The following is a 25,274-nucleotide window of genomic DNA, read 5'->3' as shown; positions in this document are numbered from 1 at the left end:
GCTCGTGCCCGCCGCGGCTCGTCCCCGCCGCATTGTCAGTGGTGGCCGTCATGATGGAGTACGTCGTCGGCAATGACGCGCGGGTCCCCGGCCAGGGGCGGACCTGCGGTGATCCGGTTGGGGAGGTGCAGTGGCGGCGTACGACTGCGATGTGCTGGTGATCGGTGCCGGCATCATCGGGCTCTCTACGGCGTATGCGATCACGCGTGCCGCGCCGCGCACGCGCGTCGTGGTGCTGGAGAAGGAGCCGGGGCCCGCCCGCCATCAGACCGGCCGCAACAGCGGCGTGATCCACAGCGGTATCTACTATCCGCCCGGCTCCCTCAAGGCCCGCTACGCCCTCCAGGGCTCGGCGGAGATGGTCAAGTTCTGCGCCGAGTACGACATCCCGCACGAGGTCACCGGCAAGCTGATCGTCGCCACCGACCGCAGCGAGCTGCCGCGGCTGCACGGCCTGATCCAGCGCGGCCGCGAACACGGCCTGCCGGTGCGTGAGCTGGGCCCCGCCCAGATAGCGGAGTACGAGCCCGAGGTGTGCGGCCTGGCCGCCATCCATGTCGGCACGACCGGCGTCTGCGACTTCGGCGCGGTCGCCCGCCAGTACGCCGCGCTCGCCACGGACGCCGGCGCCCGCATCGTGTACGGCGCCGAGGTGACGACGATCGGCCGCCGCTCCGGCCGGGTGGCGGTCCGTACGGCCTCCGGGACGGTCCACCGCGCCCGCGCCCTGGTCAACTGCGCCGGCCTGCACTGCGACCGGATCGCCCGGCTGGCCGGCGACGCCCCCGGCATGCGGATCGTCCCGTTCCGCGGCGAGTACTTCACCCTCGCCCCGGAGCGCGCCGGTCTGGTCCGCGGCCTGGTCTACCCCGTCCCCGACCCGGCTTTCCCCTTCCTCGGCGTCCATCTCACCCGAGGCGTCGACGGCGCCGTCCACATCGGCCCGAACGCCGTCCCCGCCCTCGCCCGCGAGGGCTACGACTGGCGCACCATCCGCCCCGCCGACCTCGCCGGCACCCTCGCCTACCCCGGCTCCTGGCGCATAGCCCGCCGCCACTGGCGCTACGGCGCCGGCGAACTCCACCGCTCCCTCTCCCGCCACGCCTTCACCGACGCGGTCCGCCGCCTCCTCCCGGCCGCCCAGGAGGAGGACCTCCTGCCCGCCCCGGCCGGCGTCCGCGCCCAGGCGGTCCTCCCCGACGGCACCCTCGTCGACGACTTCCTCTTCGCGGAATCGCCGGGCATGGTCCATGTACTCAACGCGCCGTCGCCGGCCGCCACGGCGTCGCTGCCCATCGGGCGGGAAGTGGCGCGGAGGGTTTTGGGGGTGGTGGGGGGCTGACCGGCGCCGACGGCTGAGGGGCGTGAGCACCCCGGGTCAGCGGGGCCGCCCGGGCCGTAATCCTCGCCCGCGCCGCGGCCGGATCCCGCCGCTCCCCACCATCCGTAGAATCAACACACTGTGTCCGAGAATCCCGCCATCCCCGCAACCGACGCCACCAAGGCCGACGCCCCCGAGGCCGACCGCCCGGAAACCGGCGCGCAGGCCCCTGCCACCGCCGCGAGCACCGCGCCGCAGGAGGCCCCCCGCCTCGGTGCCACCGCCGCATCGGCGGCCGTGCCGCGCCGCGGCGAGCCGATGTTCCCCGACGGGACCGGCCCCGCCGCCGACCCCGCGGGCTCGCATCACGAGCGTCGGATCCGCTCCTTCCAGCCCCGCCGCAGCCGCGTCTCGCCCTCACAGGCCGATGCGCTGCGACGTCTGTGGCCGAAGTGGGGCCGGGACATCGACGGGCTCTCCCTCATCGATCTGGACGCGTTCTTCGACGGCCGGCCGGTCGTCCTGGAGATCGGCTTCGGCATGGGTGAGGCCACGGCCCAGATGGCCGCCGCCGACCCGGACACCGGCATCCTCGGCTGTGACGTGCACACTCCCGGCCAGGGCAATCTGCTCGGTCTCGCGGAGCGGAACGGCCTGTCCAACATCCGGGTCGCGAACGGCGACGCGATCATCCTCCTGCGCGAGATGCTCGCGCCCGGCTCCCTCGCCGGCCTGCGCGTCTTCTTCCCCGACCCCTGGCCGAAAAAGCGCCACCACAAGCGCCGCCTGATCCAGCCGGAATTCGTCGCTCTGGCGTCCACCCGGCTCGCCCCCGGCGCACTGGTGCACTGCGCCACCGACTGGGAGCCGTACGCCGAGCAGATGCTCGAGGTCCTCTCCGCCGAGCCGACGCTCGAGAACCTCCACCCCGAGTACGCGCCCCGGCCCGACTTCCGCCCCCTCACCAAGTTCGAGGGGCAGGGGCTGGACAAGGGACATGTCGTCCACGACCTGATGTTCCGGCGGCGTCCCTAGGCGCCGGAAAGGCCCTCGTTACCGCCGCCGGCTCGGCCCGTAAGGTCGATGGGTGTACCCGTCCCAGCCGCCCCCGCAGCCGCCCCTCCCGGCGTACGCGCCCCACCCGCACCCGGACACCGACACACACCGGCTCCACCGGCAGCCACACCCGGGCCCACACCCGCGACGCCGCCCGGCGCCCTGGCACGGCAAGACCGCCCGCGCGATCACCCTGGTCTCACTCCTCGCGCTCTCCGGCGTGATCATCCTCGCCATCGTCCGCCACCAGACCGGCACCGAGGGCTTCCTGGTCGGCCTCGGCCTCGCCGTCTTCCCCGTGCCGCCCCTCATAGCGGCGTTCTGCTGGCTGGACCGCATAGAACCCGAGCCGTGGCGCAACCTCGCGTTCGCGTTCGCCTGGGGAGCGTGCGCGGCCACGTTGGTCGCGATCCTCGCCAACGGCTTCGCCACCGACTGGCTGGCCACCAATGTCATCGGCGCGTCCCGGTCCGACGCCCGGGCCTGGGGTTCGACGGTCATCGCCCCGGTCGTGGAGGAATCCGTCAAGGCGGCCGCCGTCCTGCTCCTCTACCGCTTCCGCCGGCGCGACTTCGACGGCATCACGGACGGCCTCGTCATCGCCGGCCTCAGCGCCACCGGCTTCGCCTTCACCGAGAACATTCTCTATCTCGGCAACGCCTTCGGCGAGGACCAGTCCATGGGCCACTCCGGCCTGCACTCCCTCACCGCCGGCACCTTCTTCATCCGCATCGTCGTCTCCCCCTTCGCCCACCCCCTCTTCACCATGCTCACCGGCCTGGCATTCGGCATAGCCGCCACCCGCCACCACCGCCGCCGCCCCACCCGCGCCGCGATCGTCCTCCTGGGCCTGCTCACCGCCGTCCTCCTCCACGCCATCTGGAACGGCGCGACCTCCCTCGGCGACCTCGGCTTCATCACCGTCTACGGCCTCTTCATGGTCCCCGTCTTCACCGCTCTCACCTGGCTGGCGATCTGGTCCCGCCACCAGGAACTCCTCTCCCTCCGCAACTACCTCGCCCCCTACACGGCCACCGGCTGGCTCGCCCCCGCCGAACCCACCGCCCTTTCCTCCCTCAAAACCCGCACCCTGGCCCGCGCCATAGCCCGCCGCACCCAAGGCCCCACCGCCGCCCGAGCGGTAGCCGAATACACCAACCTGGCCACGACCCTGTCCTTCCACCGGCGGCGGGCCCATCTGACGGGGCCTGCCGGCGACTTCAGCACACGGGAGCAGGAGCTGCTGCTGCAGCTTTGGGGGTATCAGCCTTGGGCGCAGGGGGCGTTGGCGGAGGCGTTGATGCGTACGCATCGGGCTTGGCCGCCCCTGCCGCGTTTCCCGACCGCTCAGCCGTCCTATCGCCTCGATGAAGCGAGCCCGTACGACTCCTGACGGCCCCGTCCGGTTAGTTCCCGTCCGTCATTCCCCATGCGACCGCCGAGGCAGACCCCGCCCACCCCTCCGTCGTGCACCAAATCGACCCGATGTCATGGTGTTCGAGATATCTGGCGTAGACGCCAATGTCTTCCGAGAAAAGCCCCAAGAGGTGCGGCCTGGGCTCGTTCTTCTGCGTGTACCAGAAGTGGCTGTACTCCAAGAGCTGGCCGACTGCCTCGCGTACCGCCTGAGTGGAGTTGCCTTTCTTCACCGCTTTGGCCTCTACCAGCCATTCGGCGCCACTTGCCCGAAGTACAAGATCGCGTGGGTGCACCTGCTCCGTGACCGGTGTGAAACCTCGCCCCAGGATGTACGGTCCGAATCGCTGAATCAGGCCTTCGTGAACTTGCTTCCTCCGCTCCTCACGTGCGGCGATCTGTACGACGTAATCGTCGCCCGTCTTGGGGCGGAACCCCTCCAGCCCCCTGTACGTGCCATGGGCGTGGCCGGTGTACTCCACTATGGGCCCGCTGGGTTTACTCACCACCTCAATCAGCGGTTCCACATCAAGGGCCGCCTTGAGGATCGTCGTCATGTTGCCAAGGTCCGCGCAGAGGTCGCCCTCGCTCGGGAGTTGACTGATCTCGTAGCAGCGCGCAGCGACACTGCTGGCTTCATACGCGCGGGGACGCCAACCGCGATCCTTGAACTGTGGCCTGTCGGTCCAGTCCGCGACAAGCCCACGATGGAGTTCGGCCAGCAACGATTGGGCCCTGACTGCCAAGTGGGTACGGAGCCCCTGCCCAGTTGTGTTCAGCTGCTCCCTGAACACGGTGACTCCCTGTTGAAGCGTCAGCGCAACGGACTCCAGGTCTGCCGCAAAGATGTAGGCGAGGTACAGCCCATTCGTGCCGCGGCCCCCGGAAGCCGGATCAAACACCCGAATCCACGGGGTTGCCGCGGCCCCGCCCTGTCCACCGTGCCCCTCCGCCTTCATGCCGTAGGGCAGGGCGCCTGCCAGACGAGCGCCTGCATCCTTCAAAACGTCTTGGCCCGGGTTCCCGCTCGTAGTGGTGAGCGTGGTGTCGAACTTTTCCGCCACGTCGAGGAGGAGATCGCGTATACCCATGGCCAAAAAACTAACGAGACTCCACGGGTCACGGATGACGTTCACGCCAAGTCGATGGTTTCCAGCAGCATTCATGGACCAGCTGGGATGCGGTACGGGACCTCAGTAGCAACACCTTCCTCGAGTGTGCCTTCCGCCTAAGGGACCTGGGTCTTTTTGACGGCCACATTGTCCGCGACGTCGAGACCACCAGCCATCTAGATGGGCCGGCCGGACGGTCGACCGCCCCGCTCCCTCCGATCCACCGCGCGTAAAGTCAGGACGGCTTGTCCCTTGATGAGGAGGTTGTGGTGATGGCTGGAGTTCCGACCGCAATAGTGGCCGCAAGCGGCATCATCGGCGGCTATGGCGTGGCCCGCTGGACGAAGAAGCGGCCACTAGGCGGTGTGGTGCTGGCTGCGGCGGGGGCCGTGGCGGGCAGGGAGTGGCTGCGGAAGGCCGGTGGGCCCACGGCGGCGGGGCTCGGTGGGGCCTATGTGGCCGCCTTCGCCGGCTCCCACCCCCTCGCCAAGAAGATCGGGGCCTGGCCCGCGGTGTTTGCGGTGGCGGGTGGGGTTGCCGTGGCGTCGTGGGCGGTGGTGGATCGGCGGGGGTAGGTGGGTCGAGGCGGGTACGGGGCCGGCGGGGCCGAGGTGCCGCCGGCCCCGTCCGCGCGTCGAGGTCGAGGAGGTCGGGCCGTTACGCCGACGCCTCGTTGAGGAGGGTCAGTTCGGTCTCTGTGAGGGTCAGGTCGGTGACCGCCAGGAGGGCCGGGAGCTGAGCGACCGTGCGGGCGCTGGCGATCGGGGCGGCGACCGTGGGCCGTGCGGCGAGCCAGGCGAGGGCGACGGTGGCGACCTCGGCGTCGTGGGCGGCGGCGACGGTGTCGAGGGCCTGGAGGACGCGGGGGCCACGGTCGGTGGACAGGTACTGGGCGGCGCCTGTGGAGCGGGCGCTGTCCACGGTGGTGCCCGGGCGGTACTTGCCGGTCAGGAAGCCGGAGGCGAGGGCGTAGTACGGGACCGCGGCCACGCCGTGGCGGGCGGCCACGTCGGCGAGCTCGCCCTCGTAGGTGTCGCGGGAGACCAGGTTGTAGTGGGGCTGGAGGGCCACGTAACGGGCCACGCCCTCGCGGGCGGAGAAGGCCAGGGACTCCTCCAGGCGCTTCGCCGAGATGTTGGAGGCGGCGATCTCGCGGACCTTGCCGGCCCGGACGAGGTCGTCGAGGGCCGTGAGGAATTCCCCGACCTCGAGGGACTCGTCGTCGTAGTGGGTGTAGTAGAGGTCTATGTAGTCGGTGCGCAGGCGCGTGAGGGACGCGTCGACCGCGGTCTTGATGGTGGCGGCGGACAGGCCCTTGAGGTCGGGGCGGGCGCCCACCTTGGTGGCGATGACGACGTCGGAGCGGTTGCCGCGGGAGGCCAGCCAGTTGCCGATGACGGTCTCCGACTCACCGCCCTGGTTGCCGGGGACCCAGGCCGAGTAGACGTCGGCGGTGTCGATGAAGTTGCCCCCGCCGGCCACGTACGCGTCGAGTACGGCGAAGGATTCGGCCTCGTCCGCCGTCCAGCCGAAGACGTTGCCACCGAGGGAGAGGGGCGAGACGGAGAGCGAGCCGAGGGGGGTGCGTGTTGCGGTCATGCGTTGTTGCAGCGTTGGGGGGAGGGAAGTTATTCCCGGGAGCTGCTCCGGGATGTTGTTCCCGGGAGGTGCTCCGGCAGGTCGCTTCGGGAGGTTGTTCGCCTCCCCCCCCGTCACATCAGACGTTCAGCCCGTGGTCCCGCAGCCACGGCATCGGGTCGATCGGATCGCCGGCTCCCGGGCGGACCTCCAGGTGGAGGTGCGGGCCGGTGACGTTGCCGGTGGCGCCGACGCGGGCTATGACGTCGCCGGTGCTGACCTTGCCGGAGGTCTTCACCATGGACGACAGGTGGCAGAACCAGAGTTCGGTGCCGTCGTCGAGGGTGACGACGAGGCGGTAGCCGTACGAACCGGCCCAGCCCGCCTGCGTGATGGTGCCGGAGTGAACCGCCCTGACGGGAGTGCCGGTCGGTGCGGCGAAGTCCTGCCCGGTGTGGTCCGCCGCCCAGCGGTCGCCCGCCTGGCCGAAGCTGGCGGTGAGGGTGTAGGAGGCCACCGGGGTGATGAAGCTCTTGGCCAGTTCGGCGAGGCGCTCGGCCTCGGCCTTCTTGCGCGCCGCCTCCGCCGCCTGCCGCTTGGCCTCGAGCTCCGCCGCCCGCTTGGCGGCCGCGGCCTTCTCGGCGGCGGCGTGGTGCGCGGTGGCGTCCTTCTCGGCCCGGTCGACGGCGGCGGTTTCGGCGGCCTCGCGCTGCTCCTGCTCGGCGGCGCCCTGCTGCGCGTCGGCCTGCTGGAGGATGCGGTGGCGCAGCGCCTCGCCGGCGCCGGTGCCCTGGGCCGCCTCGTGCTGGGTGAGGCCCGCCTGGGAGAGGGGGCCGGCGGCGTGGGGGGACGAGGAGTCGGCGCCCGTACCGGAGCCCGACGGCCCGGAGTCGGATATGAGGCCGCCTATGCCGGGGAGGGACTCGGCGTCCGGCAGCTTCTCGGCGATGTCGTGGGCCATGCCGCCGATGTCGGGCATGGAGATCGGGACCGGCGGGCGGCCCTCGGCCGATGCCATGCCGCCCGCGCCGACCGCCGCGATGACGCCGACGCCCAGGACCGTACCGCTGCGTGCGAGTCCGCCGCCGCGCTGTTTGGCCACCCGGTGCTTGCCGCGGACGGACCGGACGGACTCCTCGGTGGGGTTCCACTCTTCCCACGGTCCGTCGCCGTCGCGCGCGCCGTCGCGCTCGCGGTCGCGGACGCCGCCCTGGTAGACGACTCCGGGGCCCTCGAAACGGCCTCCGTCGTCGAACGGACCCCGGTCATCGAGGTGGGCGGCGGACGGAACCTCGGGGGCAGGCCTGTTGGACGCCACTGGGGCGCACTCCTTTCCTTCCTTCACGCCTACCGGGTTAGCTGACGGGTTCGGAGCAGGAAGGTCTCCTACGGGCGCCTCTGGTGGGAGGCGTCCGATTCACCCCAAGGTGGTGGTTCCCCGGTTCCCTCGGTGCAGTTCATGCATGCCGTACAGATGGTGCGGATCGTGCGTATGGTGCAGATGACGCGGACAGCACGGGCGGCGCGGGGGCGCGGGTCGCATGGAACGAGCGGTCGTGCGGTGCGGTGCCGGTCGGCGATGTTCAGTGCCCACTGGCGCCCGTCCGTGCACATGCGCTCGATCCGTACGGGTGCTCCTGCGTGCCGTGATGACGTGCGACGTGCATGGCGTGCGCTTGCGGGATTCGGCGTAGGCGCGCGGCGCCGCCTCTGCGACGGCTGGGACGACCGCGCTCCGTTATCGGACAGTAATAGAGATCGCCGCCATTTTCCAAGCCTTCCGGGGAATCCGTATGCGCTCCGCATGAGCTTTGGCATGGACTTTTTCGCCCACGAGGGTCACAAAGGGGGCGAGTTGACCGGGCCCGGCTAAACGATCTTCCGGTGATTGTGCGTCAGTTGTTATGCGGAGGGGTGCCCGCTCATTACGCAGCGTGAGAGCAGTAACGTCGGATCATGGTCGTCAACGTGGTCAACGTCGTGAACAGCGCGCAGACAGTGGCGGATCGGTACCGGGAGTTCTCCTGGCAGCAGGCGCGGGGACGGTCCGACGCCCACGCGGAGTTGACCGCCCGGATCAGCCACGACGCCGAGTTCTGCGATCTGTTGTCGGGATCGCTGCCGGCCGGGAACAAACAGCGGCCCACCCTCCTCCTGGCCGCCGTCCGCTATCTCGACGGGCCGCACGCCGAGCTGGGACCGCGCGACGAGACGGCCTACGGACGCTGGCGCGAGTGGACCGTCCGGCACTGGGACGAGGTCCGTGCCGTCATCATGCGGCGCGCCGACCGGACCGGCGAACCGGCGCACTGCGCCACGCTGCTGCCGCTGCTCGCCCGCCTGCCGCAGCCGCTGGCGCTGCTGGAGGTCGGGGCGGCGGCGGGCCTGTGCCTGCAGCCCGATCGGTACCGCTACCGGTACGAGGGGGACGGCGCGGGCCCCGGAACGGAATTCGGGGCGCCCGGGAGCCCGGTGACCTTCGTGTGCCGTACGAGCACCGCAGGCCCCGGCCACGCCCCGGGCCCCGCCCCCGTCGCGCCGGCAGCCCTCACCCGCCTCCCCGACATCGTCTGGCGCGCCGGCATCGACCCCGACCCGCTCGACCCGGTCGCCGAACGCGACGACCTCCGCTGGCTCCAGGCCCTGCGCTGGCCCGCGGACGAGAGCCACGGCGCCCACGGCGCCTACAGCCCCCACAGCCAGGACCGTGCCGACCGGCTCGCGGCCGCCGTGGAAGCCGTACGCCCCGCGCCCCGCCCCCGGATCGTGCGCGGCGATCTCCTCGACGAGCTGCCCGCGCTGGCCGCCGAGGCCCCGTCCGAGGCGACGCTGGTCATCTTCCACACGGCCGTCCTGGGCACCCTCCCGCTCGCCCGCCGCGAGGAGTTCGCCGCTCTCGTACGGTCGCTGCTCGCCGAGCGGGACGGCCCCGGCCACTGGATCTCCCACGAGCACCACACCGTCCTCCCCTGGATCGCCGCCCCGGCCCAGCACGCCCCGCGCCCCGAGGACGCCCACCTGCTGACCCTCGCGCTGGACGAGCGCCCGGTCGCCCTCACCGGCCCGGACGGCGCGAGCCTGCGCCTGCTCACCGAGAACACACCCGCCGGATGAACCGCACCCGCCGGACGATCTAGCCACACCCGCCGGACGAGCTACTCCCCCAGCGGCCGCTGCACCGCCAGCAGCGCCATGTCGTCCGCCTGCGGCCCGCCCGTGTGCCGGGCGACGTCGTCGACCAGCACGTCCAGAAGGACATCCGGTCCCGGGAAGTGACGGCCGCGCAGCCGGTCCGGCGCGTCGTAGAAGCGGCCGGCCCGGTCCCTGGCCTCGGTCACCCCGTCCGTGAACAGCAGCAACAGCGAACCGGCCGGGAAGAACGTCTCGTCCACCCGGTCCGGCCACCCCGCGATCTCGCTCATCCCCAGCGGCAGCGCGGGCGAGGCGGGGCTCAGCTCGCACAGCCCGCCGTCGGGGGCGAGCAGCAGCGGGGCCGGATGACCACGGTTGAGGACGCGCAGTACGGAGTGCGTGCCGGACGGGATCTCCGCCAGGACGGCCGTGGTGAACCCCTCGACCTGGTCCAGCCCCGCGCGCCGCCCGCCCTCCCGTTGCAGCGCCCGCTCCAGCCGGCCCGCCACCGCCTCCAGGGTGGCCTCCTGTTCCGCCGCCTCCCGGAAGGCGCCGATGACGACCACCGCGGCCTCCACCGCCTCCAGCCCCTTGCCCCGGACATCGCCGACGATCAGCCGTACGCCGTGCGGCGTCTCCTGCACCGCGTAGAGGTCGCCGCCGATCCGGGCGTCGGCCTGCGCGGCCACATAGCGCGCCGCGACCGCGAGCCCGCCGATCCGGTCGGGCGGGGTGGGCAGCAGGGCGAGCTGGGCGGCCTCGGCGACATCGCGTACGGAGGCGAGCCGGGCGTCGCTGCGCCGGACGACCCGGTTGATGCCGAGCGCGAGAAAAGCGACGACGAAGACGGTCAGGGCCTCGGTGACCGACTCGGTGTTGTCCTTCGTGCTGTGGTACATGACGACCACGTACTCGCTCACGGCCGCGGCGATCACCGTGACGGCCGTGGCACGCAGGGAGAAGAGGGGCGCCGCGATCAAGGGAGCCGCGGAGAAGAACGGCGCGGCGGTGTACTGGGGCGGCGTGCTCATGTCGAACGCGAAGCCGCCGACGATCAGGACGGCGGGGAGCCAGCGGGCCAGGCGACGGCCGAGCGGGGTCATCCCGGCGCGGCGCGCCGCCCGCTCCTGTGCACCCGTACGGTTCCCGCCGCCTCCAAGCATCCGCACCGGCCTCTTCTCACCGCCAAGGCTGTCGACTCCCAAGGGTTTCGGGTGCGCGGCCGGTCAGCGAATTGTCCTGGGCCGTACGGGTCACGCGAGTCCGGGCACCGAAGCGGAAGGACCGGCCGCGGCTGCACGGGGCCGGTGGCGCGGATATGCGAAAGGCCCCGGCCGCTCTCGCGTACCGGGGCCAATCCACTGGTCACAGCCCCACAGGACGTCAGAACCAGCACTCAACCGGTGGGCCATCAGGGGCTCGAACCCTGAACCAATGGATTAAAAGTCCACTGCTCTGCCAATTGAGCTAATGGCCCGCACCGAGCAGCATAGCCCGAGGACGCGCCGCAGCCCGAAGGCATTACCCATTGGCCCCCTCGACGGGCCGCCCGGACTCCTCGACGGGGCCGGAGAAACCGGCGTCACCGCCGCCCGCGCGGCACCCAACGCGCAGGGCCCGTACGGCACTTGCGTGTCGTACGAGCCCTGCGGTGGATCAGCGGATCAGCGATCAGCCGTTGCGCTTCCAGCGCGGCTTGTCCTCGCGGCGGCCGAAGGAGCCGGTCGCGGTGCCGGAGCCACGGTGGCCGTGGGGGCGGTCGCCGCCACCGGAGCGGTAGCCGCCGCCGGAGGGACGGCCACCGGAGCGGTCGTCACGGTTGAACGGGCGGTCGCCGCCACCGGAACGGTAGCCACCGGAGGGACGGCCGGCGGAGCGGTCGTCACGGTTGAACGGGCGGCTCGGGCGGTCGCCGCGGTCACGGTTGAAGCCGCCACCGGAACGGTCGTCACGACGGTCGAAGGAACGGCCACCGGAACGGTCGTCACGACGGTCGAAGGAACGGCCACCGGAACGGTCGTCACGACGGTCGTCACGGCGGTCGAAGGAACGGCCACCGGAACGGTCGTCACGACGGTCGCGGTTGAAACCGCCACCGGAACGGTCATCGCGACGGTCGCGGTTGAAGCCACCGCCGGAGCGGTCGTCACGACGGTCGAAGGAACGGCCACCGGAACGGTCGTCACGACGGTCGCGGTTGAAACCGCCACCGGAACGGTCGTCACGACGGTCGAAGGAACGGCCGGCCGGACGGTCGTCGCGGCGCTCCCGGCGCTCGAAGTTCCCCCGGTCGTCCCGGCGTTCGTACGAGCGGTTCGACGCCTCGTCCGACGTCGCCTGGGCCGGCACGGTGGCCGCGGCGGCGGCCTCGGCCTCGGCGGTCTCGGCGGCGGCGGCGAGCGCCTCGGCCGGGTCCTCGCCCCGCTCGCGGGCGGCACGGGCGGTCAGCCGGTCGGCCTCCTCGCGCAGCTCGGTGGCGCGGCGCTGCAGACGCTCCAGCTCGCGGGTGAGCTCGGCCACCTCGCGCTCGGCCTGCTTGGCGGAGTTGTTGGCGCCGTCGGCCTGGACCTCGGTGAGCGAGCGCGCACCGGTGATCTTGGCGACGTCCTCGTCGAACGCGCCGGAGCCACCGACGATGTGGCGCGAGGCGTCCACGCCCGCGTCCTCCATCAGCCGGAAGATCTGCCGGCGCTGGTGCGGCAGCGACAGGGAGACGACGGTGCCGGACTGGCCGGCGCGGGCGGTACGGCCCGAGCGGTGCAGGTAGTCCTTGTGGTCGCCGGCCGGGTCGACGTTCAGGACCAGGTCGATGCCGTCGACGTGGATACCGCGGGCGGCGACGTCGGTGGCGACCAGCGCGTTGACGTAGCCGTCCTTGAAGTCCGCGAGGACGCGGGTGCGCGCACCCTGCGTCATACCGCCGTGCAGCGCGTCGGCCTTCACGCCCGCGTCGACGAGCTGCTCGGCGATGCGGTCGGCGCCCAGCTGGGTGCGGACGAAGATGATCGTGCGGCCCTTGCGGGCGGCGATGGCGGCGGTGACCGGCGCCTTGTCCTTCGGCTTCACGACGAGGACGTGGTGGGTCATGGTCGTGACGTTGCCCTGGGCGCTGTCGACCTCGTGGCTGACCGGGTTGCTCAGGTAGCGCTTGACCAGCGTGCCGATCTCGTTCTCCATCGTGGCGGAGAAGAGCATCCGCTGACCGCCGGCCGGCACCTGGTCGAGCAGCTCGGTGACCTCGGGCAGGAAGCCCAGGTCGGACATCTGGTCGGCCTCGTCGAGGACGGCGACCTGGACGGCGTCGAGCGAGCACGCGCCGCGGTTGATGATGTCGCGCAGGCGGCCGGGGGTGGCGACGAGGATGTCGACGCCGCGCTCCAGCGCGTAGATCTGGTTGCCCATGGACGTACCGCCGCAGACGACCTTCATCTTCAGGCCGAGGACGTCGCCGTAGGGCTGGAGGGCGTCCGCGACCTGCATCGCGAGCTCACGGGTCGGGGTGAGGATGACGGCGCGCGGCTTCTTCTTCTCGGTGTGACCGCCGGCCAGCTGGGCCAGGGTCGGCAGACCGAAGGAGAGCGTCTTGCCGGAGCCGGTGCGGCCACGGCCGAGGATGTCCTTGCCGGCCAGGGCGTCCGGGATGGTCGCGGCCTGGATCGGGAAGGGGGTGGTGACGCCGTTCTGCGCAAGCTTGCGGACGACGCCCTCGGGCAGTCCGAGGTCGGCGAAGGTGATCGTCGGCTCGGCAGCCTCGGTGGGCTCAGCGGCCTCAGCGGCCTCGACGGTGTCCGTCGACTCGACCGTCTCGATCGCCTCGGGAGCCGTCTGCTCATCGGCTGCGGGCATGACGGACTGCTCAGTGGAAATTGACATGCGAAATGCGAAACCTTCCGGAGTCTCGGCACGCGCCCAAACTCCGTGTGTTTCACACGACCGCCTCTATGCGGTCAGCCACGGCAAGGGAGAGAACGCGCCACGCGGCGCGCTTCTGTTCTGGCGCCGGGCAAATGGGATCAAACGATCTACCACCATACGCACCCTGCCCCCCGGAAGGCAAATGCCCTCCCGGCCGACCCGGCCTCACCACCGTACGCGCCCCTGTCCGCGCCCCCTACGCATCGGGCCACTCACCCGGCCCCACCTGCGAAAACATCGAACCGGGCGCGGATTCGGGCATCGAAGCGGAAGGCGACTGACCGGAGGCCTGCGAGCTGGGCTGCGGGGGACCGCTGGGCGGCTGGGTCGGCTCGGCGGTGGGCGTAGTGGGGGTCGGCGAGGCCGGCGAGGAGGACGGCCGGCCGGGGCTCGAGGGCAGCGGGTCCGCGGAGCCGCCTCCGGACGGCCGGCCGTGCCCGCCGTGGCCCTTCCCGTCGCTGGGCACCGGGCCGGAAGGCTCCGCCGGCCGCGGCGACGGGCTGCGCTCGGGCGTCGTGGGCGTGGCATCCGCCGAGGGGTCCTCCTCGTCCGCACCGTCGTCCGCGGGCCGCCGCTCCCCGTCGCCCCGCACCGTCCGGCGCGGCGCGCCGCCGCGCCCGTCCGGCGCCAGCCCGCCGGGGCGCGCCTGGGCGTCCCTGCCGTCACCGTGCTGCTGCGCGGCGCTGCCCGACGGCTTCGGCGGCTCCGCGTCGCTGACGCTCATGCAGCCGGCCAGCGACGCGGCCAGCGCCGAGACGGTCACCATGGCGGCGGTGACGCGGGCCAGCGGCCGCCCGGCCGACGACGGGGACGCATCGTCCGAGCGGGCTCCGTCCGACGGGACGCGGGCCGGGGGAATGCGAACGGAAGGGATATGAGACGAATGACCTGACGCGATCGGGCGCACGGGTGGGACCTCCGGATCCGGAGCGCAGGGGCGGCGGTACGGACTCCCTGCCCAACTCCCGCCCGCCACTTGAGGACACGCGCGCCGGGCGCCGGATCCGGTCAGCCGTAGCCCAGCGCGTGCAGCCGCTCGTCGTCGATCCCGAAGTGGTGGGCGATCTCATGAACGACCGTCACCTCCGTCTCCGCGACCACGTCCTCGCGTGACGCGCACATCCGCAGGGTCGGCCCCCGGTAGATGGTGATCCGGTCCGGCAGCACGCCCGCGTACCACTCCCCGCGCTCGGTCAGCGGCGTCCCCTCGTACAGCCCGAGCAGGTCGGGGTCGGCGGCCGGGGGCTCGTCCTCGACGAAGACCGCCACGTTGTCCATCAGCCGGGTCAGCTCCGGCGGGATCCGGTCCAGCGCCTCGGCGACCAGTTCCTCGAACTCCTCGCGCGTCATTTCCAGCACACCACCATTCTCCCCCGCACCTCCGCCCCCGTGCGCCCCATGGACACACTCCCGGCGCGGCCCGCCCCCTGCCTCACGGAGCCGCCCGCTCCCCGCTTAATGACCGCCACTTGGGGGCATACGGGACCAATGGACCGCGCAGCGCGCTCCCGGACACCGACCGCAGACACCCTCCCCGATGCCGTAAGGGCACCTGCCTCACGGGCGCGGAAGGCACCTCCACCGCCCCTGATGGCCGATGTCGTCCAGCCGCCGCGGCCGTACGCCCGCGCCCTCGGCCTGATAGCCGTCACCGTCCTGGGCGCCTGGCTGGGACTGCTCACCCTCGGCACCGCCCATGTCCCGGTCGGCCCGATGGACACGAGCATGAGGCTGCGGCCCTCCCTGACCGGCGGCACCCGGATCGACGTCGCTCCCCTGGGCGACCTGGAGCTGAACAGCCACTACGCGCCACTGCGGCTCGATGTCGACGTCGATCGGCTGGATCCGGTCCGCTCCCAGGCGCTGGTCGACCGCCCCGAGCGGTTCGCCGGCCTCCAGGCCGAGGTCACCCACGACATCACCCGCGGCGCCATCGGGCTGGCCTTCCACTCCTGCGCCGCGGTGGCCTGCGGCGCCGCCGCGCTGAGCCTGGCCGTCCACCGCCGCCCGCGCCGCGCCCTGGCCGCCGGCGGCCTCGCCCTCACCCTCCTCGCCGCCTCCGCGGGCACCGCGTACGCCACCTGGAACCCCCAGTCCGTGCTGGAGCCGAAGTTCTCCGGACTGCTCTCCTCGGCCCCGTCCGTGGTCGGCAACGCCCGCAACATCGTCAGCGAATTCAACGTCTATCAGCAGGAGTTGGCGCGCCTGGTCACCAACATGACCAAGCTGTACGACGCCGCCTCGACGCTGCCCGTCTACCAGCCCGACCCCAGCACCATCCGCGTCCTGCACGTCTCCGACATCCACCTCAACCCCGGAAGCTGGCGGATCATCGCCTCCCTGGTCGAGCAGTACCGCATCAACGTGATCGTCGATACGGGCGACACCATGGACCACGGCTCGGCCGCCGAGAACCACTTCCTGGACCCGGTCTCCACCCTCGGCGCCCCGTACGTCTGGGTGCGCGGCAACCACGACTCGCGCACCACGCAGAAGTACCTGACCGGCCGCAGGCACGTCATCGTCCTCGACCGCGGCAAGGTCACCCAGGTGGCCGGGGTGCGGATCGCCGGCGTCGGAGACCCGCAGTTCACGCCGGACCGCTCCGTGGTGGCGGCCGGCGACCCCGCGGAGCGCACGGCCGGCGGCCGGCTCGCCGACTCGCTGCGCACCCAGCGGCTGGCCGGTACGCCCGTCGACATCGCGCTGGCCCACAACCCCGCCGCCGCGACCGAGGCCGACGGCCTGGCCCCGCTGGCCCTCGCCGGGCACATCCACCACCGCGAGAACACCACGCTGCCCCAGGGCACCCGGCTGATGGTGGAGGGCTCGACGGGCGGCGGCGGGCTGCGCGCCGTGCAGAACAAGAAGCCCGCTCCGGTCGAGGCATCGGTGCTCTATCTGGACCGCAGGACCAAACGACTGCAGGCCTGGGACGAGATCACCCTCGGCGGCCTGGGCCTGTCCCGCGCCGAGGTGAGCCGCCACCTCCCCCGCGAGAACCATCCGGGCGCCATCCCGTCCCCGAGCCCCTCCTCCGGCTCCTCCTCCGATCCCTCCGAGCGCTCGACCAGGAGTCCTTCCCACAGCCCCGGCAACCGCCCCCGGTAAACCGTTTTGGCGAACCGTCCTCCCATCCCATATGCTTCTCACGTCCCCGACGGCGCCGGTAACGACGCCAAGGTGGCCACCAGCCCTCATCGTCTAGTGGCCCAGGACGCCGCCCTTTCAAGGCGGTAGCACGGGTTCGAATCCCGTTGGGGGCACGCATCACCGTGTGCGAGACTGGCTCAGGCCGCTTTCGCGCAATGCAAGGTCCTGTGGAGCAGTTTGGAGTGCTCGCCACCCTGTCAAGGTGGAGGCCGCGGGTTCAAATCCCGTCAGGACCGCTGCGGCTGGGTAGCTCAGTTGGTACGAGCGATCGCCTGAAAAGCGATAGGTCGCCGGTTCGACCCCGGCCCCAGCCACACCCATTGGAAGAAGGCCCCGGTTCTTTGAACCGGGGCCTTCTTCGTTCCCCTACGGGGTGCGCTCGCTCGTCGGCACCCAGAAGATCAGCCGGGCGCCGCCGCTGATGACCGCCGTCGCCCCGAGCCCCAGCGCCAGGCGCAGCCAGCGCACCTCGCCTTCCCAGTCGTGCGGCGCGCCGAAGACCAGCCAGGCGGCGAAGGCGATACCGGCGGCCATGGTGGCGACCCCGGCTGTGCAACGTAATCCCTTGTTCATGCGGGCATTGTCGGGTCGCCCGTCCGGGTGAGCGCCCTTTTTTCACGCGGGCGGCGACATGCGGCCGGCAACCTCAGGCATCCGCCGCATGTTCCGGTGTCCCGGTTTCCCGCCCACCCGGATGGCGGTGCCGCCACACCCAGAAGACGGTGCAGGACACCACCGCCCAGCCGGCCAGCACCAGATACGGGAAGAGGTGCTGATAGCCGCCGAAGTAGACGGCGGTGTGCTGGGCGTTGACCGAGGCGCCGGGAGGCAGCCAGCGGCCGATATGGCCGAGGGGGGACGGCAACAGAGGCCAGGAGACCGCCCCGCCGGAGGAAGGATTGCCCAGCAGGACCATCAGCCCCCAGGTGGGGATCATCGCCCAGCGGCCCATCAGGGTGTTGAACATCGAGAAGACCATGCCGGTGGTGAACATCGTCAGCGCCAGGATCGCCCAGGACGCCATGAACGGCAGACGCAGGGCGCCCAGCCACCAGTCGACCACCGCGACGATGGCGAAGCCTCCCACCAGGGCGTAGGTGATCGTGAAGGCGATGCGTTCGGCCGGGTTGAGGGCGCGGGCGTGCACGCTGAGCTGGATCGCGCCGACGAAGCCGATGATCACGGCGGCCAGTGAGATGTAGAAGAGCGCGAGGCCGCGGGGGTCGCCCCTCTGGAGCGGCTTGATGTCCCGGATGCGGACGTCCACGCCGGCCGCCTTGCCGACCTTGGCGCCCGTCTCGGCCAGCAGCTGCGCCACGGACGCGCCCGCGGCGCCTGCCACGTCCAGCTCCACCGCCCGGCCGCGGGGCCGCAGGACGGCGAACTCCCGCTGCTCCTCGACGGCCCGCACGGCCTCGGCGTAGCCGGCGTACTCGGTCAGCCGCAGCGTGCCGTGCAGTGCCTTCTCCATGCCCCCGGCGAACGCCCGCTCCGAGGGGGAGGCCCGGAGGCCGATCACGGCGGTCGGGATGTGGCGCGGCGTCGGGTTGGCCATGGCATAGGTGTACGAGCCGGCGAAGAGGCCCGCGGCCGCGGCGAGGATGAAGACGAGGACGATCGCGGGAAAGAACGGCGACGCCTTGATCGTCGCCCATTTCTCGTCGCTGGTCAGCGGCCGTCCGTGCGCCCCGTGCGGCGCGGATGTGCCGCGCTTTTCGGACATGAGAAACACGCTAAAGGACGATTCCCTGACATACCCGCGCGGATCACCCGACCGCGCGCAGTCTTGTGGCCGGCCGCCCGCAAATGGTTCGCCACGCGATTCAGCAAGGTGAGATCCTGGGGGACGTATGTCCAGTCAGCCTGCCTCCGCCCTGCCCGACGGCACCGCTCCCACCTCGCCCGGCGGCACCACGCCCACCCTGCCAGCCCTGCTGGAGCGCCTCCCCGAGCTGATGCTGCGCGACCAGCAGCGGCTGGGGCGCCGGCTCGACGGCGCACGCCGGATCCGCAAGCCCGAGGCCCGCGCGGCCGTGCTCGCCGAGATCTCCGACGGCGTCGACGAGGCGGAGCTGCGGGTCGCCCAGCGCCGCGCCGCCGTGCCGGAGATCACGTATCCCGAAGAGCTGCCGGTCAGCCAGAAGAAGGACGACATCCTCGCGGCGATCCGCGACCACCAGGTCGTGATCGTCGCCGGTGAGACCGGCTCCGGCAAGACGACGCAGATCCCCAAGATCTGTATGGAGCTCGGACGGGGCGTGCGGGGCCTGATCGGGCACACCCAGCCCCGCCGGATCGCGGCCCGTACGGTCGCCGAGCGGGTCGCCGAGGAGCTGCGCACGCCGCTGGGCGAGGCGGTCGGCTGGAAGGTCCGGTTCACCGATCAGGTCGGCGGCGACACGCTCGTCAAGCTGATGACGGACGGCATTCTGCTCGCCGAGATCCAGACGGACCGCGAGCTGCGCCAGTACGACACGATCATCATCGACGAGGCCCACGAGCGCAGCCTCAACATCGACTTCATCCTGGGATATCTGGCGCAGCTGCTGCCCAAACGGCCGGATCTCAAGGTGGTCATCACCTCCGCGACCATCGATCCGGAGCGGTTCTCGCGGCACTTCGGCGAGGCGCCGATCGTCGAGGTCTCCGGCCGTACGTATCCCGTAGAGGTGCGCTACCGGCCGCTCCTGGAAGAGGGCGGTCAGGACAGTGACCGCGACCAGATCACCGCGATCTGCGATGCGGTGGACGAGCTCCAGGCCGAGGGGCCGGGCGACATCCTGGTCTTCCTCTCCGGTGAGCGGGAGATCCGCGACACCGCGGACGCGCTCATAAAGAAGAACCTCCGGTCGACGGAGGTGCTGCCGCTCTACGCCCGGCTGTCGCACGCCGAGCAGCACCGCGTCTTCCAGCGGCACACCGGCCGGCGGATCGTGCTGGCCACGAACGTCGCCGAGACCTCGCTGACCGTCCCGGGCATCCGGTACGTCATCGACCCGGGCATGGCCCGCATCTCCCGCTACAGCTTCCGCACCAAGGTGCAGCGGCTGCCCATCGAGCCCGTCTCGCAGGCCAGCGCCAATCAGCGCAAGGGACGCTGCGGCCGCACCAGCGACGGCATCTGCATCCGGCTGTATTCCGAGGACGATTTCCTCGCCCGGCCGGAATTCACCGACGCGGAGATTCTCCGGACGAATCTGGCCTCCGTCATTCTGCAGATGACCGCGGCCGGCCTCGGCGACATCGAGAAGTTCCCGTTCATCGATCCGCCGGACCGCCGCAACATCAAGGACGGCGTCGATCTGCTGAGCGAGCTGGGCGCGCTCGACACCAAGCAGAAGGACCCGAAGAAGCGGCTCACCCAGGTCGGGCGCAAGCTCTCCCAGCTTCCGGTGGACCCGCGGCTGGCGCGGATGGTGCTGGAGGCGGACCGCAACGGCTGTGTCCGCGAGGTCATGGTCATCGCGGCGGCGCTGTCCATCCAGGACCCGCGCGAGCGGCCCTCGGACAAGCAGCAGCAGGCCGATCAGCAGCACGCCCGCTTCAAGGACGAGACGTCCGATTTCCTGGCGTTCCTCAATCTCTGGCGTTATGTCCGCGAGCAGCAGAAGACGCTTTCGTCGTCCGCTTTCCGCCGAATGTGCCGGTCGGAGTTCCTGAACTATCTGCGGATACGCGAGTGGCAGGACATCTACTCGCAGCTGCGTACGGTCGCCAAGTCCATGGGCATTCACCTCAGCGAGGAGGATGCCGCACCGGACCACATTCACACCGCACTGCTTTCCGGTTTGCTTTCGCATATCGGGCTGAAGGACACGGACGCGAAGAACGAATACCTGGGCGCCCGCAGCGCCAAGTTCGCGGTGTTCCCCGGCTCCGCACTCTTCAAGAAGCCCCCGCGCTGGGTGATGTCCGCGGAGCTGGTCGAGACGTCCCGGCTGTGGGCGCGGGTGAACGCCAAGATCGAGCCCGAATGGGTCGAGCCGCTCGCCCAGCACCTGGTCAAGCGCACGTACAGCGAGCCGCACTGGGAACAGAAGATGGCCGCGGTGATGGCGTACGAGCGGGTCACGCTCTACGGCGTCCCGCTCGTCGCGCAGCGCAAGGTCACCTACGGCCGGATCGACCCGGAGACCTCGCGCGATCTGTTCATCCGTAATGCCCTGGTGGAGGGCGATTGGCGTACTCACCACCAGTTCTTCCATGACAACCGCAAACTTCTCGGCGAGGTCGAGGAGTTGGAGCACCGCGCCCGGCGCCGCGACATTCTCGTGGACGACGAGACGCTCTTCGACTTCTACGACCAGCGCATTCCGGCGGACATCGTCTCCGGCGCACACTTCGACTCCTGGTGGAAGAAGAAGCACCACGAAGAGCCGGAGCTGCTGAACTTCGAGCACTCGATGCTCATCAATGAATCCGCCGAGGCTGTCACCAAGGACGACTATCCGGATTCCTGGCGGCAGGGAAAGCTGAAGTTCAAGGTCACGTATCAGTTCGAGCCGGGCGCGGACGCGGACGGCGTGACCGTCCACATCCCCCTCCAGGTCCTCAACCAGGTCTCCTCCGAGGGCTTCGACTGGCAGATCCCGGGCCTGCGCGAGCAGCTGGTGACGGAGCTGATCCGGTCGCTGCCCAAGCCGATCCGCCGCAACTACGTGCCGGCACCGAACTTCGCGGCCCGTTTCCTGGACTCCACGGTGCCCCTGCAAGGCGCCCTCACCACCTCTCTGGCCGCCGGGCTGCAGCGGATGGTGGGCGTCCCCGTCGAGGCCGCCGACTTCGACACCGCCAGGATTCCCGACCACCTGAAGATCACCTTCCGGGTGATCGACGAGCGGCGCCGCAAGCTCGCCGAGGCCAAGGACCTGGAGGCGCTGCGGCTGCAGCTCAAGCCGAAGACCCGGGCCGCCATCTCCAAGGCCTTCGAGCAGGCCGCCGAACGGCCCGCCAAGGACGGCAAGGGCGCCAAGGGTGACGGGGCGGCGGCGCTGGCCGGTCTGGAGCAGCGCACGGGGCTCACGTCCTGGACGATCGGCGCGCTGCCGCGCACCTTCGAGACCCGGCGCGCGGGCCAGCCGCTGAAGGCGTACCCGGCGCTGGTGGACGAGGGCAGCAGCGTCGCCGTACGGCTCTTCGACACCGAGGCCGAGCAGCTGGAGGCGATGTGGGCCGGCACCCGCCGCCTCATCCTGCTCAACGTCCCCTCCAACCCCGCCAAGTTCGCCCAGGGCAAGCTGAGCAACCAGCAGAAGCTCGCGCTCTCCCGCAATCCGCACGGTTCCATCGGGGCGCTCTTCGAGGACTGTGTGACCGCCGCCGCCGACCGGCTGATCGCGGCGCGGGGTGGCCCGGCGTGGGACGAGGAGTCCTTCCGCAAGCTGTTCGACGCGGTGCGCGCGGACCTGGTGGACGCCACCCTGAAGACCATCCAGCAGGTCCAGGAGGTGCTGGCCGCCTGGCAGGCGTGCGAGCGCCGGCTGAAGGACACGACGTTCCCCTCGCTGCTGCCGTCGCTGACGGACATCAAGGAGCAGCTGGCGGCGCTGATCAGGCCGGGCTTCGTCACGGCGCACGGCGCCAAGCGGCTGCCGGATCTGATGCGCTATCTGGTGGCCGCCGACCGCCGGCTCCAGCAGCTGCCCACCAACGCCGAGCGGGACCGCACCCGGATGGCGAAGGTGAAGGAGATGCAGGACGAATACGCCTGGCTGCTGGAGCAGTTCCCCAAGGGGCGGCCGGTGCCGGCCGCGGCCCGGGAGATCCGCTGGATGATCGAGGAGCTGCGGGTGAGCTACTTCGCGCATGCGCTGGGGACCGCGTATCCGGTCTCGGACAAGCGCATCGTGAAGGCCGTGGACGCCGCGGCGCCCTGAGGACGGGCGGCCACCGGTATCGAGTTCGACCGCACCCCCTGGCCTGCTGTAGAGTCTTGCTTCGCAGCCCGCCGCAAGCGGAAAGCAAACGCAAGGTCCTGTGGAGCAGTTTGGAGTGCTCGCCACCCTGTCAAGGTGGAGGCCGCGGGTTCAAATCCCGTCAGGACCGCTTTTTTACGGCCCGCATCGTTCACTCGATGCGGGCCGTATTGCTGTCCGCACGGGCCGCGCCCGCGGCGCCGGCCGCGACCGGACGGATCAGATCCGGTCAACACCGCGTCTTTCTTACGGCTCGCATCCTCCGAGGGTGCGGGCCCTTTTGCCGTCCGTACGGGCTTCCCGCCCCTCCGGGCCGTCTTGACGGCGACACGGGCCCCCGGTACTCACAGAGAAAGCGTGGGGGCCGGGGAGGTGCGTGCGGATGACGACTGCGGCAAGGCACGAGACCAGGGCGCTGTTGCGTGCCCATCTTTCGGCGGCCACGAGGTACCGCCATCTGACGCGGCACTGCCCCGTCTGCCATCGGCTGCTGCGGCTCGCCATGGAGCCGCGCAAGACCCGCCCGGGAGCCGCCGCGCCCGCGGAGCCGGCCGCCTCGTCGCCGGCGGTCTGCGGGCTACCTGCGGCGGAGGACCAGAGTCCGCCCGCTCAGTGACGTACGACGTCCGCCTCACCGTGCTTGTGGTGCGAGGCCGTTGGGCGGCGAGCGGGAAGTTCACTACCGCAGCCGCCGCACCCCTTCAAGGACTGCGGCATGTGACGGGTGTCACCGAACAAGTTTCATGAGATAGGGAACTTACCCCCGCCCTACAACGGGTCAATTTAATATGTGCAATTGCACTACCTGTCGGCGACCCCGGGACCGGGGTCGCCAGGTCCGCACAGAGTGCCCCCTCCAGACCCCCTGACGGCGTGCTGAGCGCTGCCGGAGGCGACGTCGGCGCCGGGGCGACCCAGTTGCGATGAGCGGCCGGAGGGCGGCCGTACACAAAAAAATCGCGCTGGACCCGGCGGAGTCCAGCGCGATCGGTGACGTACCCAGATGGTGCGGGTGTGGGGCCTGTTGGGGCAGGCGCCGCGTCGTATGGAGCTGTAGTGCTTGGTGGAGCAGGTCGAGCTATGTGGTGCAAAGTCGGCATTTCCCGGGTTGGGGGCCCCGAAAAAGACCTGGTTATGCGGTTATTCAGGCCTCGCTGCGCTGCTGCGGGATACCCGCGAGCAGTGCGCGGACCTCAGCCTCGCGGTAACGCCGATGCCCTCCGAGCGTGCGGATGGACGTGAGCTTGCCTGCCTTGGCCCAGCGGGTGACCGTCTTCGGGTCCACGCGGAACATCGTGGCAACCTCGGCAGGGGTCAGCAGCGGCTCGGCGTCAGGGGTGCGAGCGGTCATGAGCGGCCTCCTCGGGAGAACCGAACCATCACGGTTCTTTCCTCTAAATTCTGCACCTTGACCCGCGTTGCCCGAAATGGCGGACGCGGGCCGAGTCGGTTATAGGACGAACGGCTTGTCCTCGGCACTACAACTACACCATCTGTCCAGCCACGTCGGCCAAACCGATGGAATTGCCCTCTCAGGTGTTCAACCTCGGCGGAAGCCGATGGACCATGCCATAACGGACAGTCACGCGACCGTGACGATCAGTCACAACGTGATCAGGCGTAACGAGTCCCCTCAAGGAGCGCAATACCGATCTATCCGCCCTTAGTTGGACGGAAGGAGCCCCAGTAAGGCTCCTTGTCCTATTTTGGCACGAGGGTACGTCTTGGTGGCAAGGCCCGAAGTCAGTGCTTTAGGTCACGCTTATTCCAAACGCCCGGAAAAGGACCTACGTCCCGCGCCCGCGGCCCTCAGCTGGAGAACTGGCGCTCGCGCACCGCGCGCCACCGGTCCGAGAGCTTCTCGTAGGCGGCGCCGGCCCGCTCGCCGTCCCCGTCGCGCAGCGCCGCCAGCCCCTCTGCCACTTCCGCGGCGGAACGGTCCTCGGCGAGCTGCCCTTCGGGCACCGCGTGCACCAGGCCTCCGTAATCCAGCTCCACGAGAGATCGCGGGTGGAATTCTTCGAGCCAGCGCCCCACATCTACCAGGCCGTCGATCAAGGGACCCTCCTCCAACGAATTCCGCAGCGTACGAAGTCCGCGCGCGACCCGCCGCCTGGCCTGCACCATTGGCGTGCGGTAACGCAGCAGAGGGCCTTCGTCACCCTTGGTGAACTCGCGCTCGGCGTCCTCGAACAGCACGAACCAGCGGACCGGGACATGCCAGCTGGCGCCCCGGATCCAGGGCCGCGCGTCAGGGTTGCGCTCCCGCCACTGCTCGTAGTCGGTGGCGGCCTGCCGGCGCACCACCGGAGGCAGCGCCGCATCCAGAACCGGTGCCGGGAGCAGTTCCTCCAGCACCTCCAGCGCCTGCCAGCCCCGCAGCCGGGTGCGCCAAGGGCAGACGCAGATCACCTCGTCCAGGACGGCGATGAACGCGTCGGCGCTCTCGTGGACCGGCACCGGCACCGGCGGCACCGGCAGCAGATCGGCCAGCGCCCGGCGCTGCTCGTCCTGGGCGGTGGGGGTGTCCTCGCGCTTGGCATAGCGCGCCCAGTGGGAGCGCTCCGGCTCGGGGAACGCTGCCAGCGGCTCGTAGACCCGCAGATATGCCATATACGGGACCATCACCGACGACGCCAAGGCCACGCCCGCTCCTTCGGAAGGAAGTCCGTTCAG

The 25,274-nt window shown here is 70.7% G+C and carries 19 protein-coding genes, 5 tRNA genes and 1 riboswitch; of the genes, 12 read left to right on the top strand and 12 right to left on the bottom strand.

The genetic code is table 11. The annotated features are described in order from the left end of the window. The first annotated feature begins 130 nt into the window (after nt 1-130). The 3 genes from lhgO (at nt 131) to ACIRPT_RS23270 (ending at nt 3,770) form a co-directional block, all read left to right on the top strand. Nucleotides 131-1,342, top strand: a complete 1,212-nt coding sequence (lhgO, locus tag ACIRPT_RS23280) for an L-2-hydroxyglutarate oxidase (RefSeq protein ID WP_403829986.1) — start codon at nt 131-133, stop codon at nt 1,340-1,342. A 120-nt stretch (nt 1,343-1,462) separates the two neighbouring features. Beyond that, a complete protein-coding gene (trmB, locus tag ACIRPT_RS23275; RefSeq protein ID WP_403829984.1) occupies nt 1,463-2,356 on the top strand; it encodes a tRNA (guanosine(46)-N7)-methyltransferase TrmB in 894 nt (297 codons plus the stop codon). A 52-nt stretch (nt 2,357-2,408) separates the two neighbouring features. Further along, a complete protein-coding gene (locus tag ACIRPT_RS23270) occupies nt 2,409-3,770 on the top strand; it encodes a PrsW family intramembrane metalloprotease (RefSeq protein ID WP_403829981.1) in 1,362 nt (453 codons plus the stop codon). Nucleotides 3,771-3,783: 13 nt separating this feature from the next. Here the strand turns inward: ACIRPT_RS23270 and ACIRPT_RS23265 are convergent, their stop codons facing one another. Continuing rightward, complete coding sequence (locus ACIRPT_RS23265; RefSeq protein ID WP_403829978.1) at nt 3,784-4,884, bottom strand: MrcB family domain-containing protein; 1,101 nt, start codon at nt 4,882-4,884, stop codon at nt 3,784-3,786. A 293-nt stretch (nt 4,885-5,177) separates the two neighbouring features. Here ACIRPT_RS23265 and ACIRPT_RS23260 point away from each other — a divergent pair, with 293 nt between their 5' ends. Further along, nucleotides 5,178-5,480 (top strand): hypothetical protein, encoded by a 303-nt coding sequence (locus ACIRPT_RS23260; protein ID WP_403829975.1) that lies wholly within the window; start codon nt 5,178-5,180, stop codon nt 5,478-5,480. Between the two features lie 82 nt (nt 5,481-5,562). Here ACIRPT_RS23260 and ACIRPT_RS23255 read toward each other — a convergent pair whose 3' ends face one another. Then, the gene (locus ACIRPT_RS23255) at nt 5,563-6,504 is read right to left on the bottom strand and encodes an aldo/keto reductase (protein WP_403829972.1); all 942 of its coding nucleotides are present in this window, start codon (nt 6,502-6,504) and stop codon (nt 5,563-5,565) included. Nucleotides 6,505-6,622: 118 nt separating this feature from the next. Beyond that, nucleotides 6,623-7,801 (bottom strand): M23 family metallopeptidase, encoded by a 1,179-nt coding sequence (locus ACIRPT_RS23250; RefSeq protein WP_403829970.1) that lies wholly within the window; start codon nt 7,799-7,801, stop codon nt 6,623-6,625. Between the two features lie 11 nt (nt 7,802-7,812). Beyond that, nucleotides 7,813-7,946: riboswitch (cyclic di-AMP (ydaO/yuaA leader) on the bottom strand. A gap of 493 nt (nt 7,947-8,439) precedes the next feature. Here ACIRPT_RS23250 and ACIRPT_RS23245 point away from each other — a divergent pair. Further along, nucleotides 8,440-9,597 (top strand): DUF2332 family protein, encoded by a 1,158-nt coding sequence (locus tag ACIRPT_RS23245; RefSeq protein ID WP_403829967.1) that lies wholly within the window; start codon nt 8,440-8,442, stop codon nt 9,595-9,597. Nucleotides 9,598-9,638: 41 nt separating this feature from the next. Here the strand turns inward: ACIRPT_RS23245 and ACIRPT_RS23240 are convergent, their stop codons facing one another. The 5 genes from ACIRPT_RS23240 to ACIRPT_RS23220 form a co-directional block, all read right to left on the bottom strand. Then, a complete protein-coding gene (locus ACIRPT_RS23240; protein ID WP_403830034.1) occupies nt 9,639-10,778 on the bottom strand; it encodes a PP2C family protein-serine/threonine phosphatase in 1,140 nt (379 codons plus the stop codon). Between the two features lie 241 nt (nt 10,779-11,019). After that, nucleotides 11,020-11,092 (bottom strand) — tRNA-Lys (locus ACIRPT_RS23235). Nucleotides 11,093-11,286: 194 nt separating this feature from the next. Next, complete coding sequence (locus ACIRPT_RS23230; RefSeq protein ID WP_403829965.1) at nt 11,287-13,488, bottom strand: DEAD/DEAH box helicase; 2,202 nt, start codon at nt 13,486-13,488, stop codon at nt 11,287-11,289. Between the two features lie 238 nt (nt 13,489-13,726). Next, nucleotides 13,727-14,296, bottom strand: a complete 570-nt coding sequence (locus ACIRPT_RS23225) for a hypothetical protein (protein ID WP_403829962.1) — start codon at nt 14,294-14,296, stop codon at nt 13,727-13,729. Nucleotides 14,297-14,538: 242 nt separating this feature from the next. Next, nucleotides 14,539-14,889 (bottom strand): metallopeptidase family protein, encoded by a 351-nt coding sequence (locus ACIRPT_RS23220; RefSeq protein WP_403500519.1) that lies wholly within the window; start codon nt 14,887-14,889, stop codon nt 14,539-14,541. A 129-nt stretch (nt 14,890-15,018) separates the two neighbouring features. Between ACIRPT_RS23220 and ACIRPT_RS23215 the strand changes: the two genes are divergently transcribed. The 4 genes from ACIRPT_RS23215 to ACIRPT_RS23200 all read left to right on the top strand — a co-directional run bounded on the left by ACIRPT_RS23215 (nt 15,019) and on the right by ACIRPT_RS23200 (nt 16,997). Continuing rightward, nucleotides 15,019-16,641: a metallophosphoesterase gene (locus ACIRPT_RS23215; RefSeq protein WP_403829959.1), complete on the top strand. Its 1,623-nt coding sequence runs from the start codon at nt 15,019-15,021 to the stop codon at nt 16,639-16,641. A gap of 82 nt (nt 16,642-16,723) precedes the next feature. Next, a tRNA-Glu gene (locus ACIRPT_RS23210) sits at nt 16,724-16,796 on the top strand. Between the two features lie 48 nt (nt 16,797-16,844). Then, nucleotides 16,845-16,919: transfer RNA gene (locus ACIRPT_RS23205), tRNA-Asp, on the top strand. Between the two features lie 4 nt (nt 16,920-16,923). After that, nucleotides 16,924-16,997: transfer RNA gene (locus tag ACIRPT_RS23200), tRNA-Phe, on the top strand. Between the two features lie 52 nt (nt 16,998-17,049). Here the strand turns inward: ACIRPT_RS23200 and ACIRPT_RS23195 are convergent. Both ACIRPT_RS23195 and ACIRPT_RS23190 read right to left on the bottom strand, forming a co-directional pair. After that, complete coding sequence (locus tag ACIRPT_RS23195; RefSeq protein WP_403829956.1) at nt 17,050-17,256, bottom strand: hypothetical protein; 207 nt, start codon at nt 17,254-17,256, stop codon at nt 17,050-17,052. A gap of 73 nt (nt 17,257-17,329) precedes the next feature. Next, nucleotides 17,330-18,406, bottom strand: coding sequence for an ABC transporter permease (locus ACIRPT_RS23190; RefSeq protein ID WP_403829953.1), 1,077 nt, complete (start codon nt 18,404-18,406; stop codon nt 17,330-17,332). Between the two features lie 127 nt (nt 18,407-18,533). Here ACIRPT_RS23190 and hrpA point away from each other — a divergent pair, with 127 nt between their 5' ends. The 3 genes from hrpA (at nt 18,534) to ACIRPT_RS23175 (ending at nt 23,214) form a co-directional block, all read left to right on the top strand. Continuing rightward, nucleotides 18,534-22,559 carry an ATP-dependent RNA helicase HrpA gene (gene hrpA, locus ACIRPT_RS23185; protein ID WP_403829951.1) on the top strand — a complete coding sequence of 1,342 codons (4,026 nt, stop codon included), beginning with the start codon at nt 18,534-18,536 and terminating at the stop codon, nt 22,557-22,559. Between the two features lie 94 nt (nt 22,560-22,653). Continuing rightward, nucleotides 22,654-22,728 (top strand) — tRNA-Asp (locus ACIRPT_RS23180). Between the two features lie 252 nt (nt 22,729-22,980). Beyond that, nucleotides 22,981-23,214, top strand: a complete 234-nt coding sequence (locus ACIRPT_RS23175; RefSeq protein ID WP_403829949.1) for a DUF6274 family protein — start codon at nt 22,981-22,983, stop codon at nt 23,212-23,214. A gap of 528 nt (nt 23,215-23,742) precedes the next feature. On the opposite strand, the gene bldC is transcribed toward ACIRPT_RS23175, so the two are convergent. Continuing rightward, on the bottom strand, nt 23,743-23,949 hold the full coding sequence (gene bldC, locus ACIRPT_RS23170) for a developmental transcriptional regulator BldC (protein ID WP_003949541.1): 207 nt from the start codon (nt 23,947-23,949) through the stop codon (nt 23,743-23,745). 458 nt (nt 23,950-24,407) lie between these two features. Continuing rightward, on the bottom strand, nt 24,408-25,244 hold the full coding sequence (locus tag ACIRPT_RS23165; protein ID WP_403829946.1) for a hypothetical protein: 837 nt from the start codon (nt 25,242-25,244) through the stop codon (nt 24,408-24,410). Nucleotides 25,245-25,274 lie beyond the last annotated feature (30 nt).

This window comes from Streptomyces sp. NPDC101227, from assembly GCF_044767545.1.
Classification (GTDB): Bacteria; Actinomycetota; Actinomycetes; order Streptomycetales; family Streptomycetaceae; genus Streptomyces.
The sequence above is the reverse complement of the archived record's forward strand: the minus strand, read 5'-3'. Positions and strand labels throughout refer to the sequence as shown.

Coding starts and splice junctions, on each gene's coding strand:
- ACIRPT_RS23265 (WP_403829978.1), bottom strand. CDS start 4,884: ATGGGTATACGCGATCTCCTCCTCGACGTGGCGGAAAAGTTCGACACC.
- ACIRPT_RS23260 (WP_403829975.1), top strand. CDS start 5,178: ATGGCTGGAGTTCCGACCGCAATAGTGGCCGCAAGCGGCATCATCGGC.
- ACIRPT_RS23255 (WP_403829972.1), bottom strand. CDS start 6,504: ATGACCGCAACACGCACCCCCCTCGGCTCGCTCTCCGTCTCGCCCCTC.
- ACIRPT_RS23245 (WP_403829967.1), top strand. CDS start 8,440: ATGGTCGTCAACGTGGTCAACGTCGTGAACAGCGCGCAGACAGTGGCG.
- ACIRPT_RS23240 (WP_403830034.1), bottom strand. CDS start 10,778: ATGCTTGGAGGCGGCGGGAACCGTACGGGTGCACAGGAGCGGGCGGCG.
- ACIRPT_RS23230 (WP_403829965.1), bottom strand. CDS start 13,488: ATGTCAATTTCCACTGAGCAGTCCGTCATGCCCGCAGCCGATGAGCAG.
- ACIRPT_RS23225 (WP_403829962.1), bottom strand. CDS start 14,296: ATGGTGACCGTCTCGGCGCTGGCCGCGTCGCTGGCCGGCTGCATGAGC.
- ACIRPT_RS23215 (WP_403829959.1), top strand. CDS start 15,019: ATGGACCGCGCAGCGCGCTCCCGGACACCGACCGCAGACACCCTCCCC.
- ACIRPT_RS23195 (WP_403829956.1), bottom strand. CDS start 17,256: ATGAACAAGGGATTACGTTGCACAGCCGGGGTCGCCACCATGGCCGCC.
- ACIRPT_RS23190 (WP_403829953.1), bottom strand. CDS start 18,406: ATGTCCGAAAAGCGCGGCACATCCGCGCCGCACGGGGCGCACGGACGG.
- hrpA (WP_403829951.1), top strand. CDS start 18,534: ATGTCCAGTCAGCCTGCCTCCGCCCTGCCCGACGGCACCGCTCCCACC.
- ACIRPT_RS23175 (WP_403829949.1), top strand. CDS start 22,981: ATGACGACTGCGGCAAGGCACGAGACCAGGGCGCTGTTGCGTGCCCAT.
- bldC (WP_003949541.1), bottom strand. CDS start 23,949: ATGACCGCTCGCACCCCTGACGCCGAGCCGCTGCTGACCCCTGCCGAG.